22 protein-coding genes are annotated in these 22,818 nt (G+C 35.5%); 1 reads left to right on the top strand and 21 read right to left on the bottom strand.

Translation table 11 applies throughout. The annotated features are described in order from the left end of the window. Nucleotides 1–2 precede the first annotated feature (2 nt). The 12 genes from pstB (LKACC16343_RS06420) to LKACC16343_RS06365 form a co-directional block, all read right to left on the bottom strand. Nucleotides 3–761 carry a phosphate ABC transporter ATP-binding protein PstB gene (gene pstB / locus LKACC16343_RS06420; protein WP_056953948.1) on the bottom strand — a complete coding sequence of 253 codons (759 nt, stop codon included), beginning with the start codon at nucleotides 759–761 and terminating at the stop codon, nucleotides 3–5. An 11-nt stretch (nucleotides 762–772) separates the two neighbouring features. Further along, nucleotides 773–1,579, bottom strand: coding sequence for a phosphate ABC transporter ATP-binding protein PstB (gene pstB, locus LKACC16343_RS06415; RefSeq protein WP_025084590.1), 807 nt, complete (start codon nucleotides 1,577–1,579; stop codon nucleotides 773–775). 3 nt (nucleotides 1,580–1,582) lie between these two features. Beyond that, nucleotides 1,583–2,470, bottom strand: a complete 888-nt coding sequence (pstA, locus tag LKACC16343_RS06410) for a phosphate ABC transporter permease PstA (RefSeq protein ID WP_056953946.1) — start codon at nucleotides 2,468–2,470, stop codon at nucleotides 1,583–1,585. After that, nucleotides 2,470–3,390, bottom strand: a complete 921-nt coding sequence (gene pstC, locus LKACC16343_RS06405; RefSeq protein ID WP_025084591.1) for a phosphate ABC transporter permease subunit PstC — start codon at nucleotides 3,388–3,390, stop codon at nucleotides 2,470–2,472. Before pstC ends, pstA begins: the two co-directional genes overlap by 1 nt. Then, on the bottom strand, nucleotides 3,391–4,266 hold the full coding sequence (locus tag LKACC16343_RS06400; RefSeq protein WP_056953944.1) for a phosphate ABC transporter substrate-binding protein PstS family protein: 876 nt from the start codon (nucleotides 4,264–4,266) through the stop codon (nucleotides 3,391–3,393). Between the two features lie 104 nt (nucleotides 4,267–4,370). Then, complete coding sequence (locus LKACC16343_RS06395) at nucleotides 4,371–6,020, bottom strand: sensor histidine kinase (RefSeq protein WP_056953942.1); 1,650 nt, start codon at nucleotides 6,018–6,020, stop codon at nucleotides 4,371–4,373. Between the two features lie 2 nt (nucleotides 6,021–6,022). Continuing rightward, entirely contained in the window at nucleotides 6,023–6,688 is a 666-nt protein-coding gene (locus LKACC16343_RS06390) for a response regulator transcription factor (protein ID WP_056953939.1), read from the bottom strand. Beyond that, a protein-coding gene (prfB, locus tag LKACC16343_RS06385) for a peptide chain release factor 2 (RefSeq protein WP_179207684.1) occupies nucleotides 6,678–7,800 on the bottom strand; the annotation gives its coding sequence in 2 pieces (ribosomal slippage) (nucleotides 6,678–7,727 and nucleotides 7,729–7,800; 1,122 coding nt in all). The genes LKACC16343_RS06390 and prfB overlap by 11 nt, the downstream gene beginning before the upstream one ends. Before the next feature lie 41 nt (nucleotides 7,801–7,841). Beyond that, the gene (gene secA / locus LKACC16343_RS06380; RefSeq protein WP_056953937.1) at nucleotides 7,842–10,202 is read right to left on the bottom strand and encodes a preprotein translocase subunit SecA; all 2,361 of its coding nucleotides are present in this window, start codon (nucleotides 10,200–10,202) and stop codon (nucleotides 7,842–7,844) included. Between the two features lie 219 nt (nucleotides 10,203–10,421). Further along, nucleotides 10,422–10,970: a ribosome hibernation-promoting factor, HPF/YfiA family gene (hpf, locus tag LKACC16343_RS06375; RefSeq protein WP_056953935.1), complete on the bottom strand. Its 549-nt coding sequence runs from the start codon at nucleotides 10,968–10,970 to the stop codon at nucleotides 10,422–10,424. Between the two features lie 97 nt (nucleotides 10,971–11,067). After that, nucleotides 11,068–11,748 (bottom strand): ComF family protein, encoded by a 681-nt coding sequence (locus LKACC16343_RS06370; RefSeq protein ID WP_056953934.1) that lies wholly within the window; start codon nucleotides 11,746–11,748, stop codon nucleotides 11,068–11,070. After that, on the bottom strand, nucleotides 11,745–13,055 hold the full coding sequence (locus LKACC16343_RS06365) for a DEAD/DEAH box helicase family protein (RefSeq protein ID WP_056953933.1): 1,311 nt from the start codon (nucleotides 13,053–13,055) through the stop codon (nucleotides 11,745–11,747). Before LKACC16343_RS06365 ends, LKACC16343_RS06370 begins: the two co-directional genes overlap by 4 nt. A gap of 29 nt (nucleotides 13,056–13,084) precedes the next feature. On the opposite strand from LKACC16343_RS06365, the gene LKACC16343_RS06360 reads away from it, so the two are divergent. Next, nucleotides 13,085–13,723 (top strand): YigZ family protein, encoded by a 639-nt coding sequence (locus tag LKACC16343_RS06360; protein ID WP_056953931.1) that lies wholly within the window; start codon nucleotides 13,085–13,087, stop codon nucleotides 13,721–13,723. Nucleotides 13,724–13,765: 42 nt separating this feature from the next. Here LKACC16343_RS06360 and LKACC16343_RS06355 read toward each other — a convergent pair whose 3' ends face one another. From LKACC16343_RS06355 to yfmH, 9 genes are all read right to left on the bottom strand, one after another. Then, complete coding sequence (locus LKACC16343_RS06355) at nucleotides 13,766–14,476, bottom strand: helix-turn-helix domain-containing protein (RefSeq protein WP_082604572.1); 711 nt, start codon at nucleotides 14,474–14,476, stop codon at nucleotides 13,766–13,768. Between the two features lie 140 nt (nucleotides 14,477–14,616). Further along, nucleotides 14,617–15,702, bottom strand: a complete 1,086-nt coding sequence (locus LKACC16343_RS06350) for a glycosyltransferase family 4 protein (RefSeq protein WP_054643132.1) — start codon at nucleotides 15,700–15,702, stop codon at nucleotides 14,617–14,619. A gap of 110 nt (nucleotides 15,703–15,812) precedes the next feature. Further along, nucleotides 15,813–17,378: a ribonuclease Y gene (rny, locus tag LKACC16343_RS06345; protein WP_025084600.1), complete on the bottom strand. Its 1,566-nt coding sequence runs from the start codon at nucleotides 17,376–17,378 to the stop codon at nucleotides 15,813–15,815. Nucleotides 17,379–17,507: 129 nt separating this feature from the next. After that, the gene (recA, locus tag LKACC16343_RS06340) at nucleotides 17,508–18,629 is read right to left on the bottom strand and encodes a recombinase RecA (protein WP_056953930.1); all 1,122 of its coding nucleotides are present in this window, start codon (nucleotides 18,627–18,629) and stop codon (nucleotides 17,508–17,510) included. Nucleotides 18,630–18,717: 88 nt separating this feature from the next. Continuing rightward, complete coding sequence (locus tag LKACC16343_RS06335; RefSeq protein WP_056953928.1) at nucleotides 18,718–19,257, bottom strand: CinA family protein; 540 nt, start codon at nucleotides 19,255–19,257, stop codon at nucleotides 18,718–18,720. 23 nt (nucleotides 19,258–19,280) lie between these two features. Beyond that, a complete protein-coding gene (gene pgsA / locus LKACC16343_RS06330; RefSeq protein WP_056953925.1) occupies nucleotides 19,281–19,865 on the bottom strand; it encodes a CDP-diacylglycerol--glycerol-3-phosphate 3-phosphatidyltransferase in 585 nt (194 codons plus the stop codon). A gap of 75 nt (nucleotides 19,866–19,940) precedes the next feature. After that, entirely contained in the window at nucleotides 19,941–20,786 is an 846-nt protein-coding gene (locus LKACC16343_RS06325) for a helix-turn-helix domain-containing protein (RefSeq protein ID WP_056953923.1), read from the bottom strand. A 65-nt stretch (nucleotides 20,787–20,851) separates the two neighbouring features. Then, entirely contained in the window at nucleotides 20,852–21,574 is a 723-nt protein-coding gene (gene ymfI / locus LKACC16343_RS06320; protein WP_056953922.1) for an elongation factor P 5-aminopentanone reductase, read from the bottom strand. Between the two features lie 3 nt (nucleotides 21,575–21,577). Beyond that, complete coding sequence (gene yfmH, locus LKACC16343_RS06315; protein WP_056953920.1) at nucleotides 21,578–22,816, bottom strand: EF-P 5-aminopentanol modification-associated protein YfmH; 1,239 nt, start codon at nucleotides 22,814–22,816, stop codon at nucleotides 21,578–21,580. Nucleotides 22,817–22,818 lie beyond the last annotated feature (2 nt).

The raw sequence follows: 22,818 nt of genomic DNA, 5'->3' as shown, positions 1-22,818 counted from the left end.
TCCTAACCGAATTTTCCTGAAATATAATCTTCAGTCTGTTTCTCTTTTGGATTTAAGAAAATATTCTTTGTTTTATCTGCTTCAATTAATTCTCCATTTAGGAAGAAGGCGGTTTGATCGGATATTCTCGAAGCCTGTTGCATATTGTGTGTAACAGTAATGATCGTATAGTCCTCACGTAGTGCCAACATTGTATCTTCAACCTTAGCCGATGAAATAGGGTCCAAAGCTGAAGTTGGTTCGTCTAATAAAATAATATCAGGTTTCACCGCTAAAACTCTAGCAATACATACTCTCTGTTGTTGACCACCTGAAAGTGACAATGCACTCTGATGCAATTTATCCTTCACATCGTCCCAAACAGCAGCATTCTTCAAACTAGTTTCAACAGCTTCATCCAAAATCGACTTATCTTTAACGCCAGCTAATCTCAGTCCATACACTACATTATCATAAATTGAGAACGGAAATGGATTAGGTTGTTGAAACACCATTCCAACTTGTTTTCTCAAAGCCACAGTATCGACATTAGGAGAATAGATATTCTTACCATCCAATGAGATGGTTCCTGTGATCGTTACATCGGGAATCAAATCATTCATTCGATTCAAACATCTTAAATACGTTGATTTACCACAACCAGAAGGACCAATTAAAGCTGTGATCTCATTCTTATTAAAATCTAAATTAATACCTTTTAATGCTTCTTTTTTTCCATAAAATAAATGTACATCGGAAGATGTCAAAATTTTCTCTGCCAAATCTAACGCTCCTATCCAAAGTGTCCCGAAACATAATCTTCTGTTATTTTGATCTTTGGACGAGTAAATATCTTTCTCGTCTCATTAAATTCCACAGCATGACCTAAATGGAAAAATGCCGTATAATCGCTTATTCTAGCGGCTTGTTGCATATTATGTGTAACGATGATAATCGTATAATTATCTTTTAAATTCATCATAGTCTCTTCAACATTTGAAGTTGAAATTGGATCTAGAGCACTAGCCGGTTCGTCCATTAAAAGAATATCAGGTTTCATTGCAATTGCTCTAGCAATACAGAGACGCTGCTGTTGACCACCTGAAAGGGCCAAAGCACTCTTGTTAAGATCATCTTTTACCTGATCCCACAATGAAGCTTGCTTCAACGTTGTCTCAACTATTTCATCCAATTTTTTCTTGTCATGTAATCCATGACGTTTTAATGCAAAGGTGATATTATCATAAATCGATTTAGAAAAAGGATTAGGACGTTGAAACACCATTCCAATATGTTTTCTTACTTCATAAATATCAACATTATTCTTATTGATATCCAATCCACGATACATAATCTTGCCTTTAACGCTTGCACCTTCAACGTTATCATTCATTCGATTCAATGATCTCAAGAAGGTTGACTTACCAGAACCAGAGGCTCCAATTAAAGACGTTATCTTATATCTTTCAAATTGCAAAGAAGCTTTATGCATCGCCTCTTTTTCACCATAAAACACTTGTAGATCTTCAGTCTTCATGGCGATTTCATGTTTATCCTCATCCAAATGAAGGATGTATTGTTGATCATTTTGTTCAATCATATCTTATTTACCCGTCATCTTTTTGTAAACTAAATTGCCAATATATCTAGATAGAAGATTAAAAATTAATACGGCAATAATCAAAACAGCCGAAGCACCTGCAGAAACTTGAACAGCATCTGGAATCAAACCTTCAGAGTTGACCTTCCAAATATGAACAGCTAAAGTTTCAGCTGGTCTCATTAAGTTTAGAGGACTAGTTATACTGAAAATATTGAAATTAGTAAAATCTAGTGGTGGCGCACTCTGTCCAGCAGTATAAATCAAGGCAGCAGCTTCACCAAAAACTCTACCAGCACCAATAATCATTCCGGTAATAATACCAGGTAGTCCATCAGGAATAATAACATGGATAACAGTCTCCCACTTTGATAAACCTAAAGCTAATCCTGCTTCACGTTGTGACTGTGAAACTGATTTTAATGAATCTTCAACATTTCTAGTCAAAATTGGTAGATTAAAAACTGTTAATGTCAAAGCACCAGACAAAATTGAAAATCCAAATTTGAAACTGATAACAAAAATCAAGAATCCAAACAAGCCAACAACAATCGATGGCAGAGAACTTAAAACTTCAATTGAAACTCTGATTAATTCAACAAATTTATTTTTTCCCGCATATTCTGATAAATAAATACCAGCCGAAATAGAAATGGGAATAGAAATTAACATTGATAAAATCAGTAAGAAGAAGGAATTAAATAGTTGAACTCCTACACCACTACCGGCTTGAAATGCTTTAGAGCCAGAAGTTAAGAAATGCCAATTAACATAACGTAATCCACTGCCCAAAATATAAACTAATAAACCTATCAGAATCAAAACAATAATACCGGACATAAAATAAATTACGCCAGTAGCAATCTTATCTTTAGTTTTTTCGTTAAACATTAGAATTCACCTCGCTTGGCGATTGTTCTAATAACAAAATTAAAGAGTAAGGACATCAAGAGAAGCAACAAGGCCAATGACCATAGAGCATTATTGGATGTTGATCCCATAATAGTATTTCCCATATTCATGGTTAGAACACTAGTTAAAGTTGATGATGGCGAAACCAAATTCTGTGGTAATAACATTGCATTACCAATAACCATTTGAACAGCCAATGCTTCACCGAAAGCACGAGCCATTCCGAAAACAACAGCTGTCAAAAGTCCTGGTGTTGCCGCTCTTAAAACCACTTTATGGATGGTTTGCCATCTAGTAGCACCTAAAGCAAGCGATGCTTCACGATAATAGCGTGGAACCGCCTTTAAAGCATCAACTGACATTGACGTGATAGTTGGTAATATCATAACAAATAAAACAAATGATCCCGCTAAAATACCAAAACCACTACCACCAGCAATTGTTCTTACAGCAGGTACCACAATTGTTAAACCGATGAATCCATAAACAACTGAAGGAATACCAACAAGTAATTCAATTACAGGTTGTAAAACTTTGCGGCCCCAACTTGGTGAAATCTCAGTCATAAAAATTGCTGCAGCAATAGCAAAAGGTGTCCCTATCAAAGCTGCAATCAAAGTAACTGAAAATGAACCAATAATCATCGGTGCAGCACCAACGATTGGATGTCCAGCACTGTCTAATTTATTTGGAGCCCAAACAGAATGAGTCAAGAAATCAATCGGATTGACACCATCTTTAATAAAAATAATGACACCTCTTGAAGCAATAAATCCGATAATCGTGACAACTAATAAAACAATGATGGCAGTAAAACTGAAAGAAATAATCTTACCCCGAGTTTCCCTTTTGGCAGATACCGATTTTCTAGTTAAACTTTCTCTAATTGGATCTTTCAATTATTTTACCCCCTTTGAAACGGGCGTAACATTGCCCTTATAATCCTTTTCATACTTCATTTCGTTCATGGGAACATAATTCATTTTCTTAACTACGTTCTGTTGAACATGTTTGGTCATAATAAAATCCAAAAAGTCTTTAGTCATACCGGTAGGTTTACCATTGGTATACAAGTGCTCATAAGACCAAATCTTCCATGTATTATTCTCAATATTTTCAATAGTTGGTTCTACGTTATTAACCGCAATTGTTTTTACGGTGTCATTTAAGTATGGCATAGCCAAATAACTAATTGCACCATCCGTATTGTAGACAATTTGTCTGACCATTCCACTGGAATCTTGTTCTTGCGAACGAACAAATGGTGTTCCATTCATAACATCACTCTCAAATGATGCACGTGTACCACTTCCATCGGCACGATTAATGATTGTGATTGGTAAATCTTGTCCGCCAACTTGCTTCCAATTCTTTACCTGACCAGAAAAAATTTGTCTTAATTGCTTAATTGTCAGGGATTTAACTTTTACATCTTTGTTAACTACTGGAACCATACCTACTGCAGCTATTCGATGATCAACAAGTTTACTAGCATCAATATCTTTTTTCTGTTCTGCATATAAATCAGAATTACCGATATTGACCGCACCTTGCTGAATCTGGCTCAGTCCTGTACCAGTTCCACCACCTTGTACATTTACGTACTGATTAGGGTTACTCTTTGTAAACTCTTCCCCGGCAAGTTCAACTAATGGTTGGGCAGCTGAAGATCCAACCGCCGTAATAGTTTCTTGGCTTCCGCTGCCTTTGCAACCACTCAAAACGAGTATGCTGGAAAACATAATTGCAAATAATGCGACAAGTCTTTTTTTCAATGTTCTCACCTCTATCCAACTAGGATAGTACAACATTGTATATTTTTTGTATAAAAAAAAGTCATGATAAAATAAATTATTTTATCATGACAATTTTTTCTATTTTATAAAGGAATATTTACCGTAAAGGTTGTTCCCAATCCCTTGTGAGATTCCATACGAATATCTCCATCTAGAGTATCAAGAGTTTCTTTAACAATTGCCAAACCTAGACCAGTACCACCTGTTTCCAAGCTTCTAGAACGATCGACACGATAGAATCTTTCAAAGATTCGCCCCTGATCCGCCTCAGAAATTCCAATACCAGTATCTTTAATAATAAATTTGAGACGATTTTCAATCTCATCGTGATGTACTTCTATGTCAATTTCACCATTCTCTTTATTATATGAAATAGCATTTTTTATCAAGTTTCGAATAACTAAGTTAAGTTTCTCCTTGTTGATAGTCACATCTTCATTACCAAAGAATTGCTTCTTGATTGTTAAATTATGCTTCTTAATTGCTGGATCTTGACGTTCCAAAATACTATCAAGATCTTCGCGTAAGTTGACCATTTCGGCCTTATAATTTCCCTTTTTAACCCGCGAAAGTGACAAGATATCCTGAATCAATTCTGTCAAACGTATACTTTCACTATGAATTATCTTTAAGAAATGATCCAGTTTTTCAGGATCATCTTTAGCACCGTTCAACAAGGTCTCTGAGAACCCTTCAATTGAAGTTACAGGTGTCTTCAACTCATGACTGACATTATTAACGAAGTCTACTTGCATTCTTTCAATTTGACGACTTTCTGTTAAATCATACAAAATAACTAAGACTTGCTGGTCAAAATCTTCACGCGTATGTACCAAACGAATAACATTCGCATCGACAAACTTTTGTGAGTTACCAACTAATTGAATTTCACGATGATGATTCTTATTTTTGCGCAAAGTATGCTCAATCATCCTACTCAAGCTATAAGTCTTAATATCTTCAATGAATGGATGAATATCATTAGAGATGTTCACGTCTAAAAGACCAGCCATTGCTTGATTATGCATCAAAACATCCCCTTGAGAATTCAGTAACATTACACCAATTGGTAAATGTCCAACTAAACCTCTGAATCGTCTCTCACGTAAACGAACATCATCTCGTAAGTCATTAATATCCATACTAATTTTGTTAGTTTGTTCAACTAAGCCATATAATTCATCATCCGGTGACAAAATAAGCGAAGCCATTTCCTTATTTTTACGTACACGTCTCAAATTTTCAGTCACACTCTTAATATCATTGCTGAGAATTTGACGCTTACGATAGTAGAACAAAATAACAGAATCAGTGATAACAAAATACATCAAAGCAACTAATATAAATGTTAATGGGGCCTGACTCCAAAGACGATTATATCTTTTAGCAACTACGTACCGACTAGATCCTGGTAAATAATACATAATTCTTTCGCCAAAGTTAACATCGGTAACATAATTTTTACCTGGAGCTATCCGACCACGATGGAACATGTCATAAGCCTTTTTCTGTAAATAAGTATTCTCTTTACTGGAATCAACATAATCCAAACCAGCAATCCTTGCTGCTTCTGATGGATCATGATTTTTCTTTAATTCTTGATACGAAACGGTCTCTTCAGTAAACATATCCTTTTGTGAATCGCCCAAAATAGTATCGGAAAAAATCACCAACACAACAAAGATAACTACTGAAATCAAAATAGCAATTATAGGTCCTATTCTTCTTTTCATCGTTATACCTCTAAAATATAACCGAATCCATGCACGGTTTTTATTATTTGTGGATCTTTGGTGTCCTTTTCAATTTTATCACGGAGGTGGCTAATTTGGATATCAACCATCCTCATTTGTGAATTGGAATTAATTCCCCAAACATTATCAAAAATTTGTTCACGTGAGACGACAATCCCTTTGTTTCTAATCAAAAACTCCAGTAATTCATATTCTTTTTTTGTCAAACTAATTTCTTGGCCATCAATAATCAAACTTTTAACATCGGTATTAAGTTGAAAACTGTTTTTTTTCTGTTCATGAGATGTTCTTCTCAAAACAACTTCAATTCTCGCTAAGAGTTCCTTAATACTAAATGGTTTTGTTACGTAATCATCAGCACCACTAATCAAGCCTTTAATTTTAGTATCTTCTGAATCCACTGCAGTTAAAAAAATAACGGGAGTAAGATTACCAGATTCACGCATCTTTTTCAGAACTTCCATACCGTTCATTTTAGGCAACATTTGATCAAGCAACATCAAATCGAAATCCCCATTACTTATTTTTTCAAATGCCATTGCACCATCAGTTGCCGTTGAAACCTGATAGTCATTACTTTCCAAATTGTATTCAATTAACTCTAAAATTGCAGGTTCATCGTCAACAACTAAGATTTTACTTTTCATTTATCTTGGCCCCTTGTAGTTTCCACTGAAGATAAGCATATATAAACGGATCCAGATCCCCATCCATTACCGCTTGTCCATTTCCTGATTCATAGTTGGAACGATGATCCTTAACCATAGTATATGGATGGAATACATATGAACGAATTTGTGAGCCCCAGCCGATATCCTTTTGTTCACCTTGAATTTCGGCATGTTTCTTGGCACGTTCTTCTTCCTCTCTTTGGAAAAGCTTAGCCTTCAACATATTCATTGCTGTTTGTCTATTTTGTAATTGTGAACGTTGAGCTTGTGAACTAACAACGATTCCTGTAGGTAGATGAGTAATTCGTACTGCTGAAGAAGTCTTGTTAATATGTTGACCACCGGCACCAGAGGATCTAAAAACATCGACTCTCAAATCATCATCATTAATTTCAACATGAATACTGTCATCTAATTCAGGCATCACATCAACCGAAGCAAAAGAAGTATGGCGTCGACCAGCCGAATCGAATGGTGAGATTCTAACTAATCGATGGACTCCTCTTTCGGAACGTAACAAACCATATGCATTTTTTCCACGAATCATCATCGAAACACTCTTGATTCCAGCTTCATCACCAGGCTGGTAATCTTCAATCTCAATGGAAAAATTATGTTGATCAGCCCATCTTTGATACATTCTCAACAACATAGAACCCCAGTCTTGAGATTCAGTACCACCGGCACCAGGATGGATTTCCATAATAGCATTGTGAGAATCATATGGTTCTGATAACAACATCATTAACTCATACGAACGTAATTTTTGGGACAAATCAGACGAATCGTCTACCATCTGTTCCATCAATTCATCTTCTGGATCTTCTTGATATAACTCTGCTGAAACTTTAATGTCATCTAACCCTTGGCTTAATTCTTTGAAGTTATCATATTTATCCTTCATGGCTTTTGTATCATCAATCACCTTTTGAGCTTTATCGTGATCATCCCAAAAACCAGTCTCAGCCATCCGACCTTCATTCTCAGCAATGCTTTCTTCTAGGGCATCTAAGTCAAAGAGACCCCCTGAATTGACTTATTTTGTTTTCCATCTCTGAAATTTTATTTTTAATTTCACCAAATTCCATATAATCACCCTTATAAAAAAAGCAGGCCCAAGGCCCGCTTTTTATCTTTCCATATTTTGTCTGATTTCGGCCTTCATGAATAATCTAGTTACATCATATTCAATATCAGAAACCATTTCTTCAAACATACGGTATCCTTCTTCTTGGTACTCAACTAAAGGATTTAATTGACCGTATCCACGTAATCCAATTGATTGACGTAATTGATCCATAGCATCGATATGATCTGTCCAGTGTTCATCAACAACTCTCAAAATAACAACCTTTTCAAATTCTAGCATTTGAGCAGGATCTCCAAGTTGTTCTTTCTTTTCTTCATAGTTCTTATTAACAATGTCCATCAAATATTTAACAATATCATCGGCACTCTTTAATTGTAAGTCAACGGCTGAAATTTGATTTTCATTAACTAAGGCAGACTTAGCAAAGTCAACGATTGCTTCCAATTCCCAATCTTCTTGTTTACCTTGAGTATGGACGTTAACTTGAGCTTGAATTGTTCGTTTAAGCATTGGAAGTAATACACGATCAAGATCTTTATCTTCAGTAATAACTTCCATTCTTTCTTTATAAATGACTTCACGTTGTTCACGCATAACATCATCATATTGAAGAGTATTCTTACGTGTATCATAGTTATTACCTTCAACACGTTTTTGAGCAGATTCAACTTGACGTGTCATCATCTTACTCTGAATAACAGCATCATCATCTTCGATCTTCAAAGTCTTAAGCACACGCTTAATACGTTCAGAACCGAAACGCTTCATCAAGTCATCTTCTAGAGACATGTAGAATTGTGTAACACCAGGATCACCTTGACGACCAGAACGTCCACGAAGCTGATTATCAATACGACGTGATTCATGACGTTCAGTACCGAGAACAGCCAAACCACCTATTTCTCTCACACCAGGTCCAAGCTTGATATCAGTACCACGACCAGCCATATTAGTAGCAATGGTTACAGCGCCACGTTGACCAGCGTTCATGATAATTTCAGCTTCCTTAGCATGGTTCTTAGCATTCAAGACAGCATGAGGAATACCTTCACTGTCAAGTAATTTAGATAGATATTCAGAAGATTCAACCGCAACAGTACCAACCAAGATAGGTTGTCCCTTTGCATGACGTCTCTTGATATCCTCAACAACAGCAGCAAACTTACTCTTCAATGTTGGATAAAGAAGATCATCTTTATCATCACGAATAACTGGTTTGTTAGTTGGAATAGAAATTACTTCCATGTTGTAGATTTCTCTAAATTCTTCAGCTTCAGTCTTTGCAGTACCAGTCATACCAGACAACTTATCATACATACGGAAGAAGTTTTGGTAAGTGATGTTAGCCATAGTCTTAGTTTCATCTTGAATTTCTACACCTTCCTTAGCTTCAATAGCTTGGTGTAGTCCATCAGAATAACGACGACCATCCATAACACGACCAGTAAACTGATCAACAATCTTTACTTCGCCCTCTTGAACCACATAATCGATATCAAGACTCATGATGAAGTTAGCACGTAAAGCCTGATCCAAATGGTGATTCAAAACTGTGTTGTCAATATCATAAAGGTTATCAAGGCCAAAGTAATCTTCGGCTTTTCTAATTCCTGTTTCTGTTAAACTAATTGATTTTGTAGGCCAATCGATCTTGTAATCATCTTTTTCAAGAGTCTTAGCAAAACGATCTGCACGAACATACATAGCAGTTGATTTTTCGGCTGCACCAGAAATGATCAAAGGTGTTCTGGCCTCATCGATTAAGATAGAGTCAACCTCATCGACAATTGCAAAGTGAAGTGGACGTTGTACCATTTGTTCCTTGTAAACGACCATGTTATCACGCAAATAATCAAAACCTAGTTCACTATTTGTTGAATATGTAACGTCACAATTATAAGCAGCACGTTTTTCCTCAGAATCCATACTATTCAAATTCAAACCAACGGTTAAGCCAAGCCATTTATATAGCTCACCCATTTCCTTGGCATCACGACCGGATAGATACTCATTAACGGTAACAACATGGACACCTTTACCAGCTAAAGCATTCAAATAAACTGGTAATGTAGCTGTCAAAGTCTTACCTTCACCAGTTTTCATTTCAGCAATATTACCTTCATGCAAAGTAATACCACCAATTAATTGAACCTTAAATGGATAAAGTCCAAGGACTCTTTTAGCTCCTTCACGAGCAGTAGCAAAGGCTTCTGGCAAAATATCATCTAGTGTTTCACCCTTTGCTAGTCTTTCTTTAAATTCAGGAGTCTTAGCTTGAAGTTCTTCATCAGAAAGCTTGCTATAAGCATCAGCATAACTTTCAATCTTATCGGCAATTTTGCCCATACGTTTGACTTCTCTTTTGTCGCTTTCGACCCATCTTCTTAGCGGATTTGCCATATTTATATATCTCTCCTAAGTGTAAATGAACATACTCTTAATAGTAGCATTTTTTTTTAAACTTTTAAACTTAATATCGTCAAATAGACTTTTCAGGTCTACAATGATACACCATTTTACGCCTCAGTAGTGTTAAGAATACTTTACAAAGCTCTACAGACAACAAAAAAGCCTGAAGCATAAGCTCCAGACCAATTGTTATTCATTTTAAATTATTAATTATTCATTAGTTTCAATTAAGCCATATCTGCCATCGTTACGTTTATAAACGATACTTGCACCATTTGTTTCTGAATCTTCAAAGATGAAGAATTCATGTCCAAGCATTTCCATTTGTAGAACAGCTTCTTCTGCATTCATTGGTTTCAATGAAAGACGCTTTGTTCTTACGATATCTGACTTATCTTCTTCAGTTTCTTCAGGTGTTACATCATCCAAAGGAATATCCTTTAGACTGCCGCCCTCACGGCTCTTACGATTTACACGTGTCTTGAACTTCTTGATTTGTCTTTCAAGCTTATCAATTACTAGATCGATTCCAGCGTACAAATCATCATTGACTTCTTCAGCTCTCAATGTGATATATGACAGAGGAATTGTAACCTCGACTTTTGTACCCTTTGATGGATATGTTTTCAAATTTACATGTGCAATAGGATTACTGTCATCGCTAAAGTATTTTTCCATTTTGGAAATTCTTTTTTCAACGTATTCACGAATTGATGAAGTTACCTCAATATTTTCACCACGTACATTAATAGTTAACATAATAATCTCTCCTTCCGACGAGTAGGAAATTAAAGAGCATCTTTACATCTCTTTAATGCAATTATAATATTCTTAAGCCCATATGACAACGTTTTCACTACCTTGATAATGAAAACGTGCAAATATTTTTAAATCCGTAGCTTAAAAATATATCATGAGCGTACATCAAAGTCCGTCCTGTCGTATAAATGTCATCTAATATCAAAATTCTTTGATTCTTTTGAAAATTATTAATTTCGGGCAAAGCGGAGAATGTTTGTGGAGTCTGCATTCTCTCCAAACGATTTTTTTGAGCTTGGGGTTTGTCGGCATCAATTTTAAACAAAAGTTTCTTTAGATCAAAGATATCAGCATACAATTCATAAACGGGATCAAAGCCACGTTTTTCAAAATGGCTTTGACTTGCGGGAACATAAGTAACTACATCAAAGTGATTTTTTAAAGACCAACTCTTTATATCTTGATAAAATAATTTTGCTAACAAGACATCTCCATATCGTTTATACAGCTTGAAATAGCTGTGTATGAACTGATTATACTCAAACAAAGCCTGATGGCAATTGGTTTTACCATATTTTTGCTCCCAAATGAGACAATCTGAGCAGATTCCCTCACTATCTGGCTTAAAACATCGCGGACAATTATGCCGATTCTTCAAGGGTGCCAATTGTTGACGACATAAATTGCAGATATAATTCGGTATAATTTCTTTTAAAGAAAATATTTCTGATATTTTTAAATTATTATTTATTTCAGCCCCACAATTTAAACATTTCATTTCTTCACCTGTTGATTCAAATACCGGATTTCCCTACAAGCTTGGTGGATTTGAAGATTGTAATAGCGATAGTAATAATGTACTTCATCATCGAAATACTTTTTATCCCGACCTGCGCGGCCAGCAATCTGTATCAACGAAGTCCTTGAAAACTCTTTAGCATCAGCATTCAGTACTAAGACTATTACTCGTTTAAAAGTAACACCTCGTTCTAAGATTGTTGTTGTTAAAATGGCCTGAACTTGATGTTCACGAAATTGTTGCACCTTTTCTAAACGCTTTTTATCAAGAGAACTAACACTCACAAATGATAACGTTGGATAATATTTTCCTAATTTTTGGGCAAACTTCTCCATAACAGAAATTGATGGAAAAAATATCATCAAACGCTGATGATTATTTACAATCTGATTGAGTTTTAAACGTAGTCTAGGATTGATACCTAGAAAGTTTATTTCTTTGAATAATAAATGACAGTGTGGTTCTGGCAATGGGTGACCGTGAAATCTTTGATATAATTTAGTAAGTGTTATTTGTCCTTTCTCTACCTTTTGTAGAAGTTTTTTAGGTGGCGTAGCTGACAAGTAAATCGTCATCCCCATATCCTTTTTGGATTTCTTAATCGCTTGATGTAACATTTGGTTACCCGCTAAAGGATAAGAATCCACTTCATCAATAATCAATACATCAAAAGCTTTCTCAAATCGGATCAATTGATGAATGGTCATGACGGCTATTTTTGTAAGATGATACCTTTCCAAACTTTTACCATGGAAAAGACCTATCGTCGTTTTTGGAAAAACCTTTTGTAATCTAGGAAAGAGTTCAATACAAACGTCTACACGTGGGGAACAAATAGCGACTCGTTGTTGCTTGATTAATGCCTGCTCAATTAATGGAAAAATCATCTCCGTTTTTCCCGCACCAGTGACGGCCCAGACCAAGTGATCTTTATGACTGTTAAAGGCATTTAAAAGCTCATGGACGCCTCTTTGCTGATTACTGGTCAATACACCATTCCAGCTCAAATACTCCTCTTGCACTGGAAATACAACATCTGAGCTAGTTATTAATAGAGCGTCCCTTGAACTAATCTTTCCTAAATTGATACAATGACGACAATAACTATATTTACCTGATTTTTGAGGTAACCTCATCAAACAGCGTCGACAGTATCTTTCACCTTTAATTTGATAAGTCGCATCTGTTTGCATTGCTCCCTGATCAAGTAAGATCTTTTTCAAATCAGGGGTTAATTCTTTGGCATTAAAAATTTTGCCACCGAGATACTCATTTAAATTAGTCATAATTAAAATTACGTAAAGGAGCGATTTTTTTGCAAAATTATAAAACCATTGCCAAAACTGGCAGTCATGAAAAGGTTATTAAAAAATCACGTTTTATTGCCCATATCGCTCAAACTTTCTCTGAAGATGAGGCTAAGGCTTTCATTCAAAAAATTCGAGAACAAGAATCTGGAGCAACTCATAACTGCACCGCTTTTATCGTTATGGAAAATGTTAAGATTGAGCGCATGTCCGATGATGGTGAACCTAGTGGAACAGCCGGATCACCAATTCTCAATGTACTTCAACAACAAGATCTCTTGAATGTAACTGTCGTTGTGACCCGTTACTTTGGTGGTATCAAATTAGGTGCTGGTGGTTTGATTAGAGCTTACTCATCAACCACCGCCGAGGCTGTTAAAGAAATTGGCTTAGTCGAAAACCGAATTCAACAAGGATATGAATTAGCAATTCCCTATCATATGTTTGATAAATTTGATAACTATGCCCAAAAGGAAAAAATAAATTTAGAAGATAAACAATTCTCAACTGATGTTAAATGCCAAATTTTCTTAGATTTAGATAGTGCCAAACAAACCGTTCAAAATATTAAAGATTTCTTCCAAAACCAAATTACATTAAAAGAAACTGAAAAAACTTATAAACAGGTTCCTATTGAAACAAATTAAAAACTCTCAACCAATTCCAAAACGAATTGGTTGAGAGTTTTTTTATTCATAGTTCCCGCTTCTCAAACCAAAGTGCTTGTCAGACCCTGGAGCCCCTCCATCATCATACTTTTTCATAAATTTGACACTTTTGGCCATTTCATCATAATCCTTGTACATATAATTTCTGTAGATCTTAGGAATTACATTCCGGGATATAAAGCTGATTCTAGAGACATATAACCCTTTATGCTGCACCATCGCATAATCTTTGTCTTTTGGATGTAAGCCACCATAAAAATCTAATAGAGTTGAATTACCCCACTCGTCGTCAACTACAACGATATCTTTATATGGAGCGCCTGCCTTTAAAGTTTTATTTTCCGGTAATGGAGCATAACCGACTTCCGTTTTGATCAAAGGATTGAATCGATCTATCCATTGATTCTCATATTGATAATTTGAAAGAAAGTTTCCTAATCCAATCACAGCTAAAAATGTTATCAGGACTCCTATCAACCAATATTTATAAACATTTTTCATTTTTAAATCTTTATCAATTTTTTCCACCGTTGTTACATCTCCCTTTAAAAATTCGTCCAAGGATATCTGTAAAATGGAACTTAAATTAATCAATAAAGAAATATCAGGATAAGTTCTTCCTGTTTCCCAGCTTGAAATTGTTTTATCAGAAACATTCAATTTCCGTGCTAATTCTTTTTGCGTTAAATTCTCTGCTTTTCGATACTTCTTCAATTGCTCGCTTAACTTCATTTTTCATCTCTCCTTGAAATCTATTAAAAGAGGTGTCATCTATTTATACTACCTACATACTGTTGAATTCAGTCTACTGGTGTCTAGCAATTATAGAATTATTGTCAGACACAAAAAAACAGGCGCTATAACGGCGTCTGTTAATCCTTCTTTTCTAATCGTTTTATAAATTTTTGAATTGCATGTAGTAATGGCTGACGATTGTCTCCCAGTAAACCAATTGATTCAATAAATAATTCCAAACCAATCAGAACTCCAATCGTTAATAGTACGCTACCCCACAAAGTTGATAGTGGATAAAGCATTGAAATAAAGGCAAAAACCAGAGACAAACCATATATTACTAAAACAGTTTGACGATGGGACAAGCCTAATTGCATCAATCTATGATGTAAGTGATGCTTATCAGCTTGCATAATTGGTTTCTTATTCAAAAGCCTTCTAAGAATTGCATAAACAGTATCAGTGATAGGAACGCCCATGATTACCACTGGCATTAACAAAGTAATGAATGTAACATTTTTCAATCCCTTAAGTGAGAACACTGCCATCATGAATCCAATAAATAGTGAACCCGTATCACCTAAGAAAATACTTGCTGGATGGAAATTATGCGGTAAGAAACCTACCAAAGCAAATACTAAGGCAAAAATCCAAATAGCCACATAGACATTAGTTAGATTTAAGAAGAAGTAAGCCATGACTCCCATTGTGAACAACGCGATAATTGAAACACCAGTGGCTAATCCATCAAGTCCATCAATTAAATTCACCGCATTAGTAATGGCGATAATCCAGATGATCGTTATTGGCAAACTCCACCAACCAAGTTCGAATGAACCGATAATTGGCAATGTAACCTCGTTCATTCTGATACCAGCCAAGAAGTAAATAACTAAAGAGGCTGCAAAAATACCTGCTAACTTAGCTTTAGGCGATAATTCACGAATATCATCAATAATACCCGTTAAAACAATAATACATTCTGCTAGAAAAACACTGAATAACTCATGTGTTGGGAATTGTTCTCGCAACAGAGCAAACGTAGCAAAATTAAAGGCGATAAAGATGGCCAGTCCACCCATCGTAGGCATTGGCTTTATATTTACACGCCGTGCATTTGGTTTATCGACAGCACCCAAAATATAGGCTAATTTCACTACGAAAGGAGTTATTATAGCCGACAGAATCATCGTTAAAAATAATTTTACTATTACACTAAACATACCCGACATTTTTGAAAAACTCACTTTCCATTAATAGAACAATTATACAATACCTATGGCATAAACAAAAAGTAAATTAAAAAAGAGCGTATCCAACGATACACCCCCATTTATTTAGCCAATTCTACTTTTCTAACTTCACGTACCACAGTAACTTTAATGTGGCCTGGATATTCAAGGTTTTGCTCAATCTCGCCTTTAACATCACGAGCTAGAATTGCTGCTTGATCATCAGAAATTTCTTCTGGTTTAACCATAACTCTAATTTCATGACCAGCTTGAATTGCATAACAATGATCAACACCATCATGCTTATTAGCAATTTCTTCCAACTTCTCAAGACGATGAATATAGTTCTCCATCGATTCTGATCTAGCACCAGGACGTGCTGCAGAAATTGCATCAGCTGTTGCAACAATTGTTGCAATAAATGATGTTGGTTCAACATCCCCATGATGTGAAGCAATTGTATTAATAACTACTTCTGGTTCTTTGTACTTAGTTGCGATATCAACACCTATTTCTACGTGTGATCCATCAACTTCGCGGTCGATGGCCTTACCGATATCGTGTAATAAACCTGCTCGTTTTGCTAACATAACATCTTCACCCATTTCAGCAGCCATCACAGCGGATAACTTGGCTACCTCAATTGAGTGACTCAAAACATTTTGACCGTAACTTGTACGATATTGCATACGTCCAATGATCTTAATCAAGTCTGGATTAATAGAACTGATACCCAAACTATAAATCGTTTGTTCACCAAGTTCACGAATGTGATCATCCATTTCTTTTCTAGCCTTATCGACCATTTCTTCGATACGAGCTGGATGAATTCGACCATCTTCAATTAATTTTTCCAAAGCCATTCGAGCAATTTCTCTTCTGACCGGATCATAAGCACTTAAAGCAACCGCTTCAGGTGTATCGTCGATAATTAAATCGACACCAGTTAGAGATTCAATTGTACGAATATTTCTACCTTCACGTCCAATGATTCTTCCCTTCATGTCCTCATTAGGCAAAGTAACGGTAGTAACAGTTGATTCAGAAACTGTATCAGCTGCACTTCTTTGGATAGCGGCAATGATCAAAGCTTTAGCATCTTTATCAATATGCTGTTTAGCTTGTTCATCACTTTCCTTAATCATCTTGGCACGTTCATGTACCAACTCTTTGTTCAACTTACCAAGGATAATTTTTCTACCTTGTTCACGTGTTAAGTTACTTACTCTTACCAGCTCCGCTTGCTGTTCATTAAGAGTTTCAGTCAATTGTTTATCTTTTTCACTAAGTTTCTGTTGTCGTGCCGAAATATCGTTCTCGTTATTTTCGATGTTTTCCTCACGTTTTTCAAGCGATTGGTCTTTTTTATCCAAAATGTCTTGTCGTTCGAGAATACGATTTTCTTGTCTCTGAACATCTTTACGACGTTCCTTCAATTCATCTTCTTGTTTCTCACGATATTGATGAATCTCATCTTTAGCTTCGAGGAGCTTTTCCTTTTGCAAGGACTTAGCAGCTTTCTTTGCATCTGAAACAATATCTTCAGCAGTTTGTTTAGCTTGTGAAAGTTTCTTTTCGTAGGCATCCTTACAGAGAGCATATCCGAAGAGTATACCCACGATCAATGTTACTAGAGCGAAAGAGAAGGTTATGATAGCTGGATACATGCTATCACCTCCATATTTGCTTTTTTAAAAGATTTGTTTGTAAAATTTATTGTTACAAATTATTTACATACAACTTAATATTATAGAATAAATATAGCCTGTCAACCAAATAAAAAGAAAAAAAGAGACTTATTCAGTCTCTTTTTTATTAGAATCAGGAATTAAATCAATATTCTCATTCTTTTTTTCGGAATCTTTAGCATCTTTTTTAACTTTAGAATCAGTTTTTCCCTCTTCAGGTTCAGCTTCTTCTTTAGTTCCATCCATGCCATAAGCTGTACGAACTTTTTGTTTAATTTCGTCCATCTTTTCAGGATTTTCGGATAGATAAGTCTTAGCGTTCTCGCGACCTTGACCAATTCTTTCATCACCATATGAGTACCATGAACCACTTTTATCGATAATATCCTTATCAACAGCCATGTCGACTAACTCACCAGTTTGAGAAATTCCCTTACCATACATGATATCAACTAGAGCAACCTTAAATGGTGGAGCAACCTTATTCTTAACAACTTTGATTTTTGTTCGATTACCAATTACATCTGAACCATCTTTGATTTGTTCCGCACGACGAACTTCCAATCTAATAGTTGAATAGAATTTCAAAGCACGACCACCAGGTGTAGTTTCTGGATTACCGAACATAATTCCAACTTTTTCACGAATTTGATTAATGAAAAGTGCAATCGTCTTAGTTTTATTGATAGAACCAGATAGTTTACGTAATGCTTGTGACATCAGTCTTGCTTGTAAACCAACGTGAGCATCACCCATCTCACCTTCAATTTCGGCACGTGGTACCAATGCAGCAACAGAATCGACAACAACAATGTCGACCGCACCACTACTTACCAAAGCATCAGCAATTTCTAGTCCTTGTTCACCAGTATCAGGTTGGGATAGCAATAAATCATCAATATTAACACCTAATGCTTTGGCATATTCTGGATCCATAGCATTTTCAGCATCAATATAAGCGGCTGTTCCGCCTTGCTTTTGTACTTCAGCAACGGCATGTAAAGCTACGGTTGTTTTACCAGAACTTTCAGGTCCATAAATTTCAACGATTCTACCTCTTGGAAATCCACCAACACCTAAAGCATTGTCTAGAGCCAAAGAGCCCGTAGAAACTGTGGAGATTTGAGTATTAAGGTCGTCACCCATTCTCATAATGGCACCTTTACCAAAATCCTTTTCAATCTTTTTCAAGGCTACGTCTAAAGCCTTTTGTCGTTCATCTTTAGCCAAATTGCTTTCCTCCTAATGCATTCATCACTAAGTATATTATTAGTAATCCATCAAAAAAGCAAGAAAAAAGCGAACAAATGTTTGTTCGTTATATTATTTCTTGAATGAGAGCAAATCCACACAAAACTGATTTTAATCGAATAGCTTGTCTTGTACCTTCAAAGTGAAATTCTTTAATAATTTCTTGATGGTTCTGACGGTTACAAGCACCAATAAAGACCGTACCCACAGGGTTACCTTCCAATGGATCTGGACCAGCCACTCCAGTAAAACCAAGTCCAATATCAGCATCTACTTTTTCAGCTGACAATTCAGCCATAGCCTTAGCTACCGGATTACTGACTACTGTGTACTGTTCAATCAATCTAGGGTCCATTCCTAATAATTTAACCTTGACTTCATCAGCATAAGTAACAAATCCACCATCAAAAATATTCGATGCTCCAGGTACTGAAGCTACGGTTGCTTGAAAAAGACCTGCCGTTAAACTTTCAGCTGCTGTAACCCTTAAATTTTTTTGTTTAAGTTTTTCAACTGTTTCTGTAGTAAAGTCAGACCATTTTTGAGGCAATCCATTTTCAAAATTGGCCTGTTCAGCTTCTTTTAAAATTTCAATTGATTTATTCATTGCTCTCTCTTTCAAATTACGTATTATTTCTTGAAGATATCTCTTGCTTGATAGAAATAATCAGCACCAGAGTAAATAGTGAAAATTAAACAGATATATAAGAAAATTTGTCCAATTGGAATATTGATTGCGGAGAAGAAAATATTATTCATCAACAAGAAAATAATTGCAATCATTTGTGTAGTAGTTTTGATCTTACCAGGCATTTGAGCAGCCATGACCTTGCCACCCTCTTCAAGAACAATCGTTCTAAGACCAGTAACAGCTAATTCACGGCAAACAATAATTGCAACAACCCAAGCCGGTGCCATTTTGAAACTCACTAAGAAAATTAATGCTGTCATAACCAACATCTTATCTGCCAAAGTATCGGCAAACTTACCAAAGTTAGTTACTAAATGGTTCTTACGAGCAATCTTACCATCGGCTAAATCCGTTAATGAGGCTATGATAAAGACAACTGTTGCTAAAACATGATTCATTGGAATCAAATTGTTTAGAACGTAAATCTCCCCCAAATCTGACCAACCAAAAGCCAATAGAATAATAAATACTGGAATCAAAATAATTCGAAGCATTGTTAATTTGTTAGGTAAATTCCATACCATTTAAAACGTCCTCCAATAATAACTCTTTTTTACAAAATAATGGTGTCCACTCTTATTAGATTAGACACCATTACTTTATTTTTCAACATTAAATGTAAGTGTTTTGACAATTGAACTGCTACTGTCAGTAGTTCCTAAGTCAAGCTTCTTACCATCAATTGTAATTTCTGTATTGTTAACATTACCAGTTTGAATCTTAAAACTAGTAGTATCAGCAGGAACAGTTGTTTCCTTCTTTTCTCCTGAACTCAAAGCTTGTTGCCAAGTTGTATTTGAACCTTCAGTAAATTGAATCCAAGCCTGACCGTTATTACCGGCTACAACAACTTTTAAACCATCTGTAGGCATGTTAGTAACAGTATATGTGTTATCTCCTGAAGATTTAACACTAACAGTCTTAGTTGCCGTTTTCTTTTTAGCAGTAGCCTTTTTAGTCGTCTTAGTTGACTTTTTGGCTGTCTTTTTCTTAGTTGTTTGAGTTGTATTATCCTTTGGGATAGTTACGCTAGATGCATTTTGATTACGATGAACCATTCCAAAAGCAATTACAGCAATAATAACAATAACAACGATTCCCACAACGATTTGAGGAATGTAATTTCCTAAATTAGAGAAGAAAGAATTTGATTCTTCCTTGATAGAACGTGTCTTTGTCTCTTGTTGAGCTGCTTCTTGTGATGGTTGGGAGTTAGGAATATCAGCTTTATATTCCTCTAACAAATCATCACTAGAGATACCAACGGCATCAGAATATTGTTTGATAAATGCTCTCACGTAAAAATCACCGGGAAGATGATCAAATTGACCTTCTTCAATAGCAATTAAATAACGTTTTTGAATTTTGGTGATTTGTTGCAAATCATCAATTGTGTAGCCTTTTTTGATACGTGCATTTCTTAATTTTTGGCCAATTTCGTCCATTTTTTACCACCGATTAACTAATTTTTCTAAGTATAACATAAATTATTATCTAACTACTAACGACCTTATAACAACCAGCCGCCGGCAAAATAAATTGTTTGTCCAGTTAAATAATTTGATTTGATATTGACAAGATAACTGACTAAATCAGCTATCTCATCAGGATTTGCCAACCTATCAGCTGGAATCTCTTCTTTAACATTTTCCAGATCTTCACTTGAAAATTCTTGCGTATTCATTTTGGTATTAACTGCCCCAGGAGCTACCACATTCACTGAGATACCTAATGAAGCTACCTCCTTGGCGTAAGCATCAGCAAACGAGGACATTGCACCTTTAACGGTACTATAGACAACTTCCATTGCTGAACCAACTTTTCCGTAAATGGAACCAATGAAGACGATTCTACCATGATGAGTTTTAGCCAACTTATCTTGAAGTTGCTTCAAGATTAAGATTGGCAATTTGACGTGAATATTCCACAATGAATCAATCTCTGATTCGGAAATATCAACTAATAACTTATAGTACGTATTTCCTTGTGCAAAAACGACTGCATCTAATCCGAAAATTTGTTTCGTCAAATCTTCAACGTTGTCATGCTCCATATCAAACTTGATTGGTATGAAATCTTGTTTTGGATACTTTTCAACGAGCTGTGCTCGTAATTTTTCGATACGTTCAGAATTTTTATTGTAATGCAGATAAAGAGACCATCCCTTAGCGGCCAAGTTCTTAGCACTGCTTGTTCCAATATCTCCCGAACTACCCATGATCAATGCATACATAGCTTACTTCCTATTTGGTAATAGATTATAGTAGGTGCAATTTTCATCTTTCAAAAATTGTTCAGAAACTTCTAGTAAGTCATCACGATGAATTGAATTGATCATATGAATTAATTCTAAGTAATCCACATTGTAGAAATACAATTCTGCCATCTGATTAGCGATCGCTTCTGGTGAATTTTGTGCGAATAAGTAAGCACCAATTGCATCACGTTTGATACGTTCGAATTTTGTATCCGTTAAAACGGCTTTTAAACTCTCATATGACAAATGCTTTTGAAGATATTCCTGAAATTCTTCAGAATTATTAGTTGACCCACTAATAATGATAAAACAATAGTTGTTTTCTGCAACCACATTATAAGAAAAACTATCATCAATTATTCCTAATCGGTTCATTTCCTGGTAATTACTGGAAGATTCACCAATCAAAGTCTCCATTACCATATTCATTTCATATTGTTTCTTAACTAAATCATAGCCAGACATATCAATATCTATCCTTATACCGTAGGCGGATCTTGCCTGACTAATATCCATTTGTTCTTGTCCACCAGGACCAATTGGAGTTAATTTGTTAAAAGTCTTTTCCAAAGGTTGTCCCAAAGTTTGAAAATTAGAATTTTCGACAATATTTTCAATTCTTTCAGAATCAACATCCCCAACAATAACCAAATCCATATTACTTGGACGATAGTTATCCTGATAAGCTTGCAATAAATTCTTCTGATTGATCAATTGTAATGTGTCACTAGTACCAGCGATGTCTTCAGCGATTGGATCATTAGGATAAAGTTGTTCCAAAATTCTTTGTTCTAATACAAATTCCGGCATATCCAAGTACATTTGAATTTCTTGATTAATAATTCCACGTTCGGAAGCAACATTTTCTTCAGTAAAATAAGGATTTTGTACCAAGTCCAAAAGAATCTTCAAATTATCATAAGGATTTTCTAGTGTCTGAAATAAATAGGCCGTCTTCGTATAGCTAGTATAAGCATTAGAGTTTGCACCATACTTAGCGAACTTCTCTGAAACATCATAGCCTGGTTTAGCAAACAATTTATGCTCAATAAAGTGAGCAATTCCAGCTGGTAAAGTCTTAACACCTTGTTTGGTGTCAACTGACCCAAAATTAGCCATAACGACGCTATAGACCTGATTAAACCCTGGCAAAGGCACAATTTCAATTTCAAACCCATTTGCCAATTTCTTAGTATATTTCTGTAATCTCTCAGTCATTA

This window comes from Companilactobacillus bobalius (assembly GCF_002179915.1).
Classification (GTDB): Bacteria; Bacillota; Bacilli; order Lactobacillales; family Lactobacillaceae; genus Companilactobacillus; species Companilactobacillus bobalius.
Note: the sequence above shows the minus strand (reverse complement) of the source record. Positions and strands in the feature narration are given on the sequence as shown.

Coding starts and splice junctions, on each gene's coding strand:
- secA (WP_056953937.1), bottom strand. CDS start 10,202: ATGGCAAATCCGCTAAGAAGATGGGTCGAAAGCGACAAAAGAGAAGTC.
- pstB (WP_025084590.1), bottom strand. CDS start 1,579: ATGATTGAACAAAATGATCAACAATACATCCTTCATTTGGATGAGGAT.
- hpf (WP_056953935.1), bottom strand. CDS start 10,970: ATGTTAACTATTAATGTACGTGGTGAAAATATTGAGGTAACTTCATCA.
- rny (WP_025084600.1), bottom strand. CDS start 17,378: ATGTATCCAGCTATCATAACCTTCTCTTTCGCTCTAGTAACATTGATC.
- LKACC16343_RS06325 (WP_056953923.1), bottom strand. CDS start 20,786: ATGGACGAAATTGGCCAAAAATTAAGAAATGCACGTATCAAAAAAGGC.
- LKACC16343_RS06390 (WP_056953939.1), bottom strand. CDS start 6,688: ATGAAAAGTAAAATCTTAGTTGTTGACGATGAACCTGCAATTTTAGAG.
- LKACC16343_RS06335 (WP_056953928.1), bottom strand. CDS start 19,257: ATGAATAAATCAATTGAAATTTTAAAAGAAGCTGAACAGGCCAATTTT.
- pgsA (WP_056953925.1), bottom strand. CDS start 19,865: ATGGTATGGAATTTACCTAACAAATTAACAATGCTTCGAATTATTTTG.
- LKACC16343_RS06395 (WP_056953942.1), bottom strand. CDS start 6,020: ATGAAAAGAAGAATAGGACCTATAATTGCTATTTTGATTTCAGTAGTT.
- pstA (WP_056953946.1), bottom strand. CDS start 2,470: ATGTTTAACGAAAAAACTAAAGATAAGATTGCTACTGGCGTAATTTAT.
- yfmH (WP_056953920.1), bottom strand. CDS start 22,816: ATGACTGAGAGATTACAGAAATATACTAAGAAATTGGCAAATGGGTTT.
- LKACC16343_RS06365 (WP_056953933.1), bottom strand. CDS start 13,055: ATGACTAATTTAAATGAGTATCTCGGTGGCAAAATTTTTAATGCCAAA.
- LKACC16343_RS06355 (WP_082604572.1), bottom strand. CDS start 14,476: ATGAAGTTAAGCGAGCAATTGAAGAAGTATCGAAAAGCAGAGAATTTA.
- ymfI (WP_056953922.1), bottom strand. CDS start 21,574: ATGTATGCATTGATCATGGGTAGTTCGGGAGATATTGGAACAAGCAGT.
- LKACC16343_RS06370 (WP_056953934.1), bottom strand. CDS start 11,748: ATGAAATGTTTAAATTGTGGGGCTGAAATAAATAATAATTTAAAAATA.
- LKACC16343_RS06350 (WP_054643132.1), bottom strand. CDS start 15,702: ATGTTTAGTGTAATAGTAAAATTATTTTTAACGATGATTCTGTCGGCT.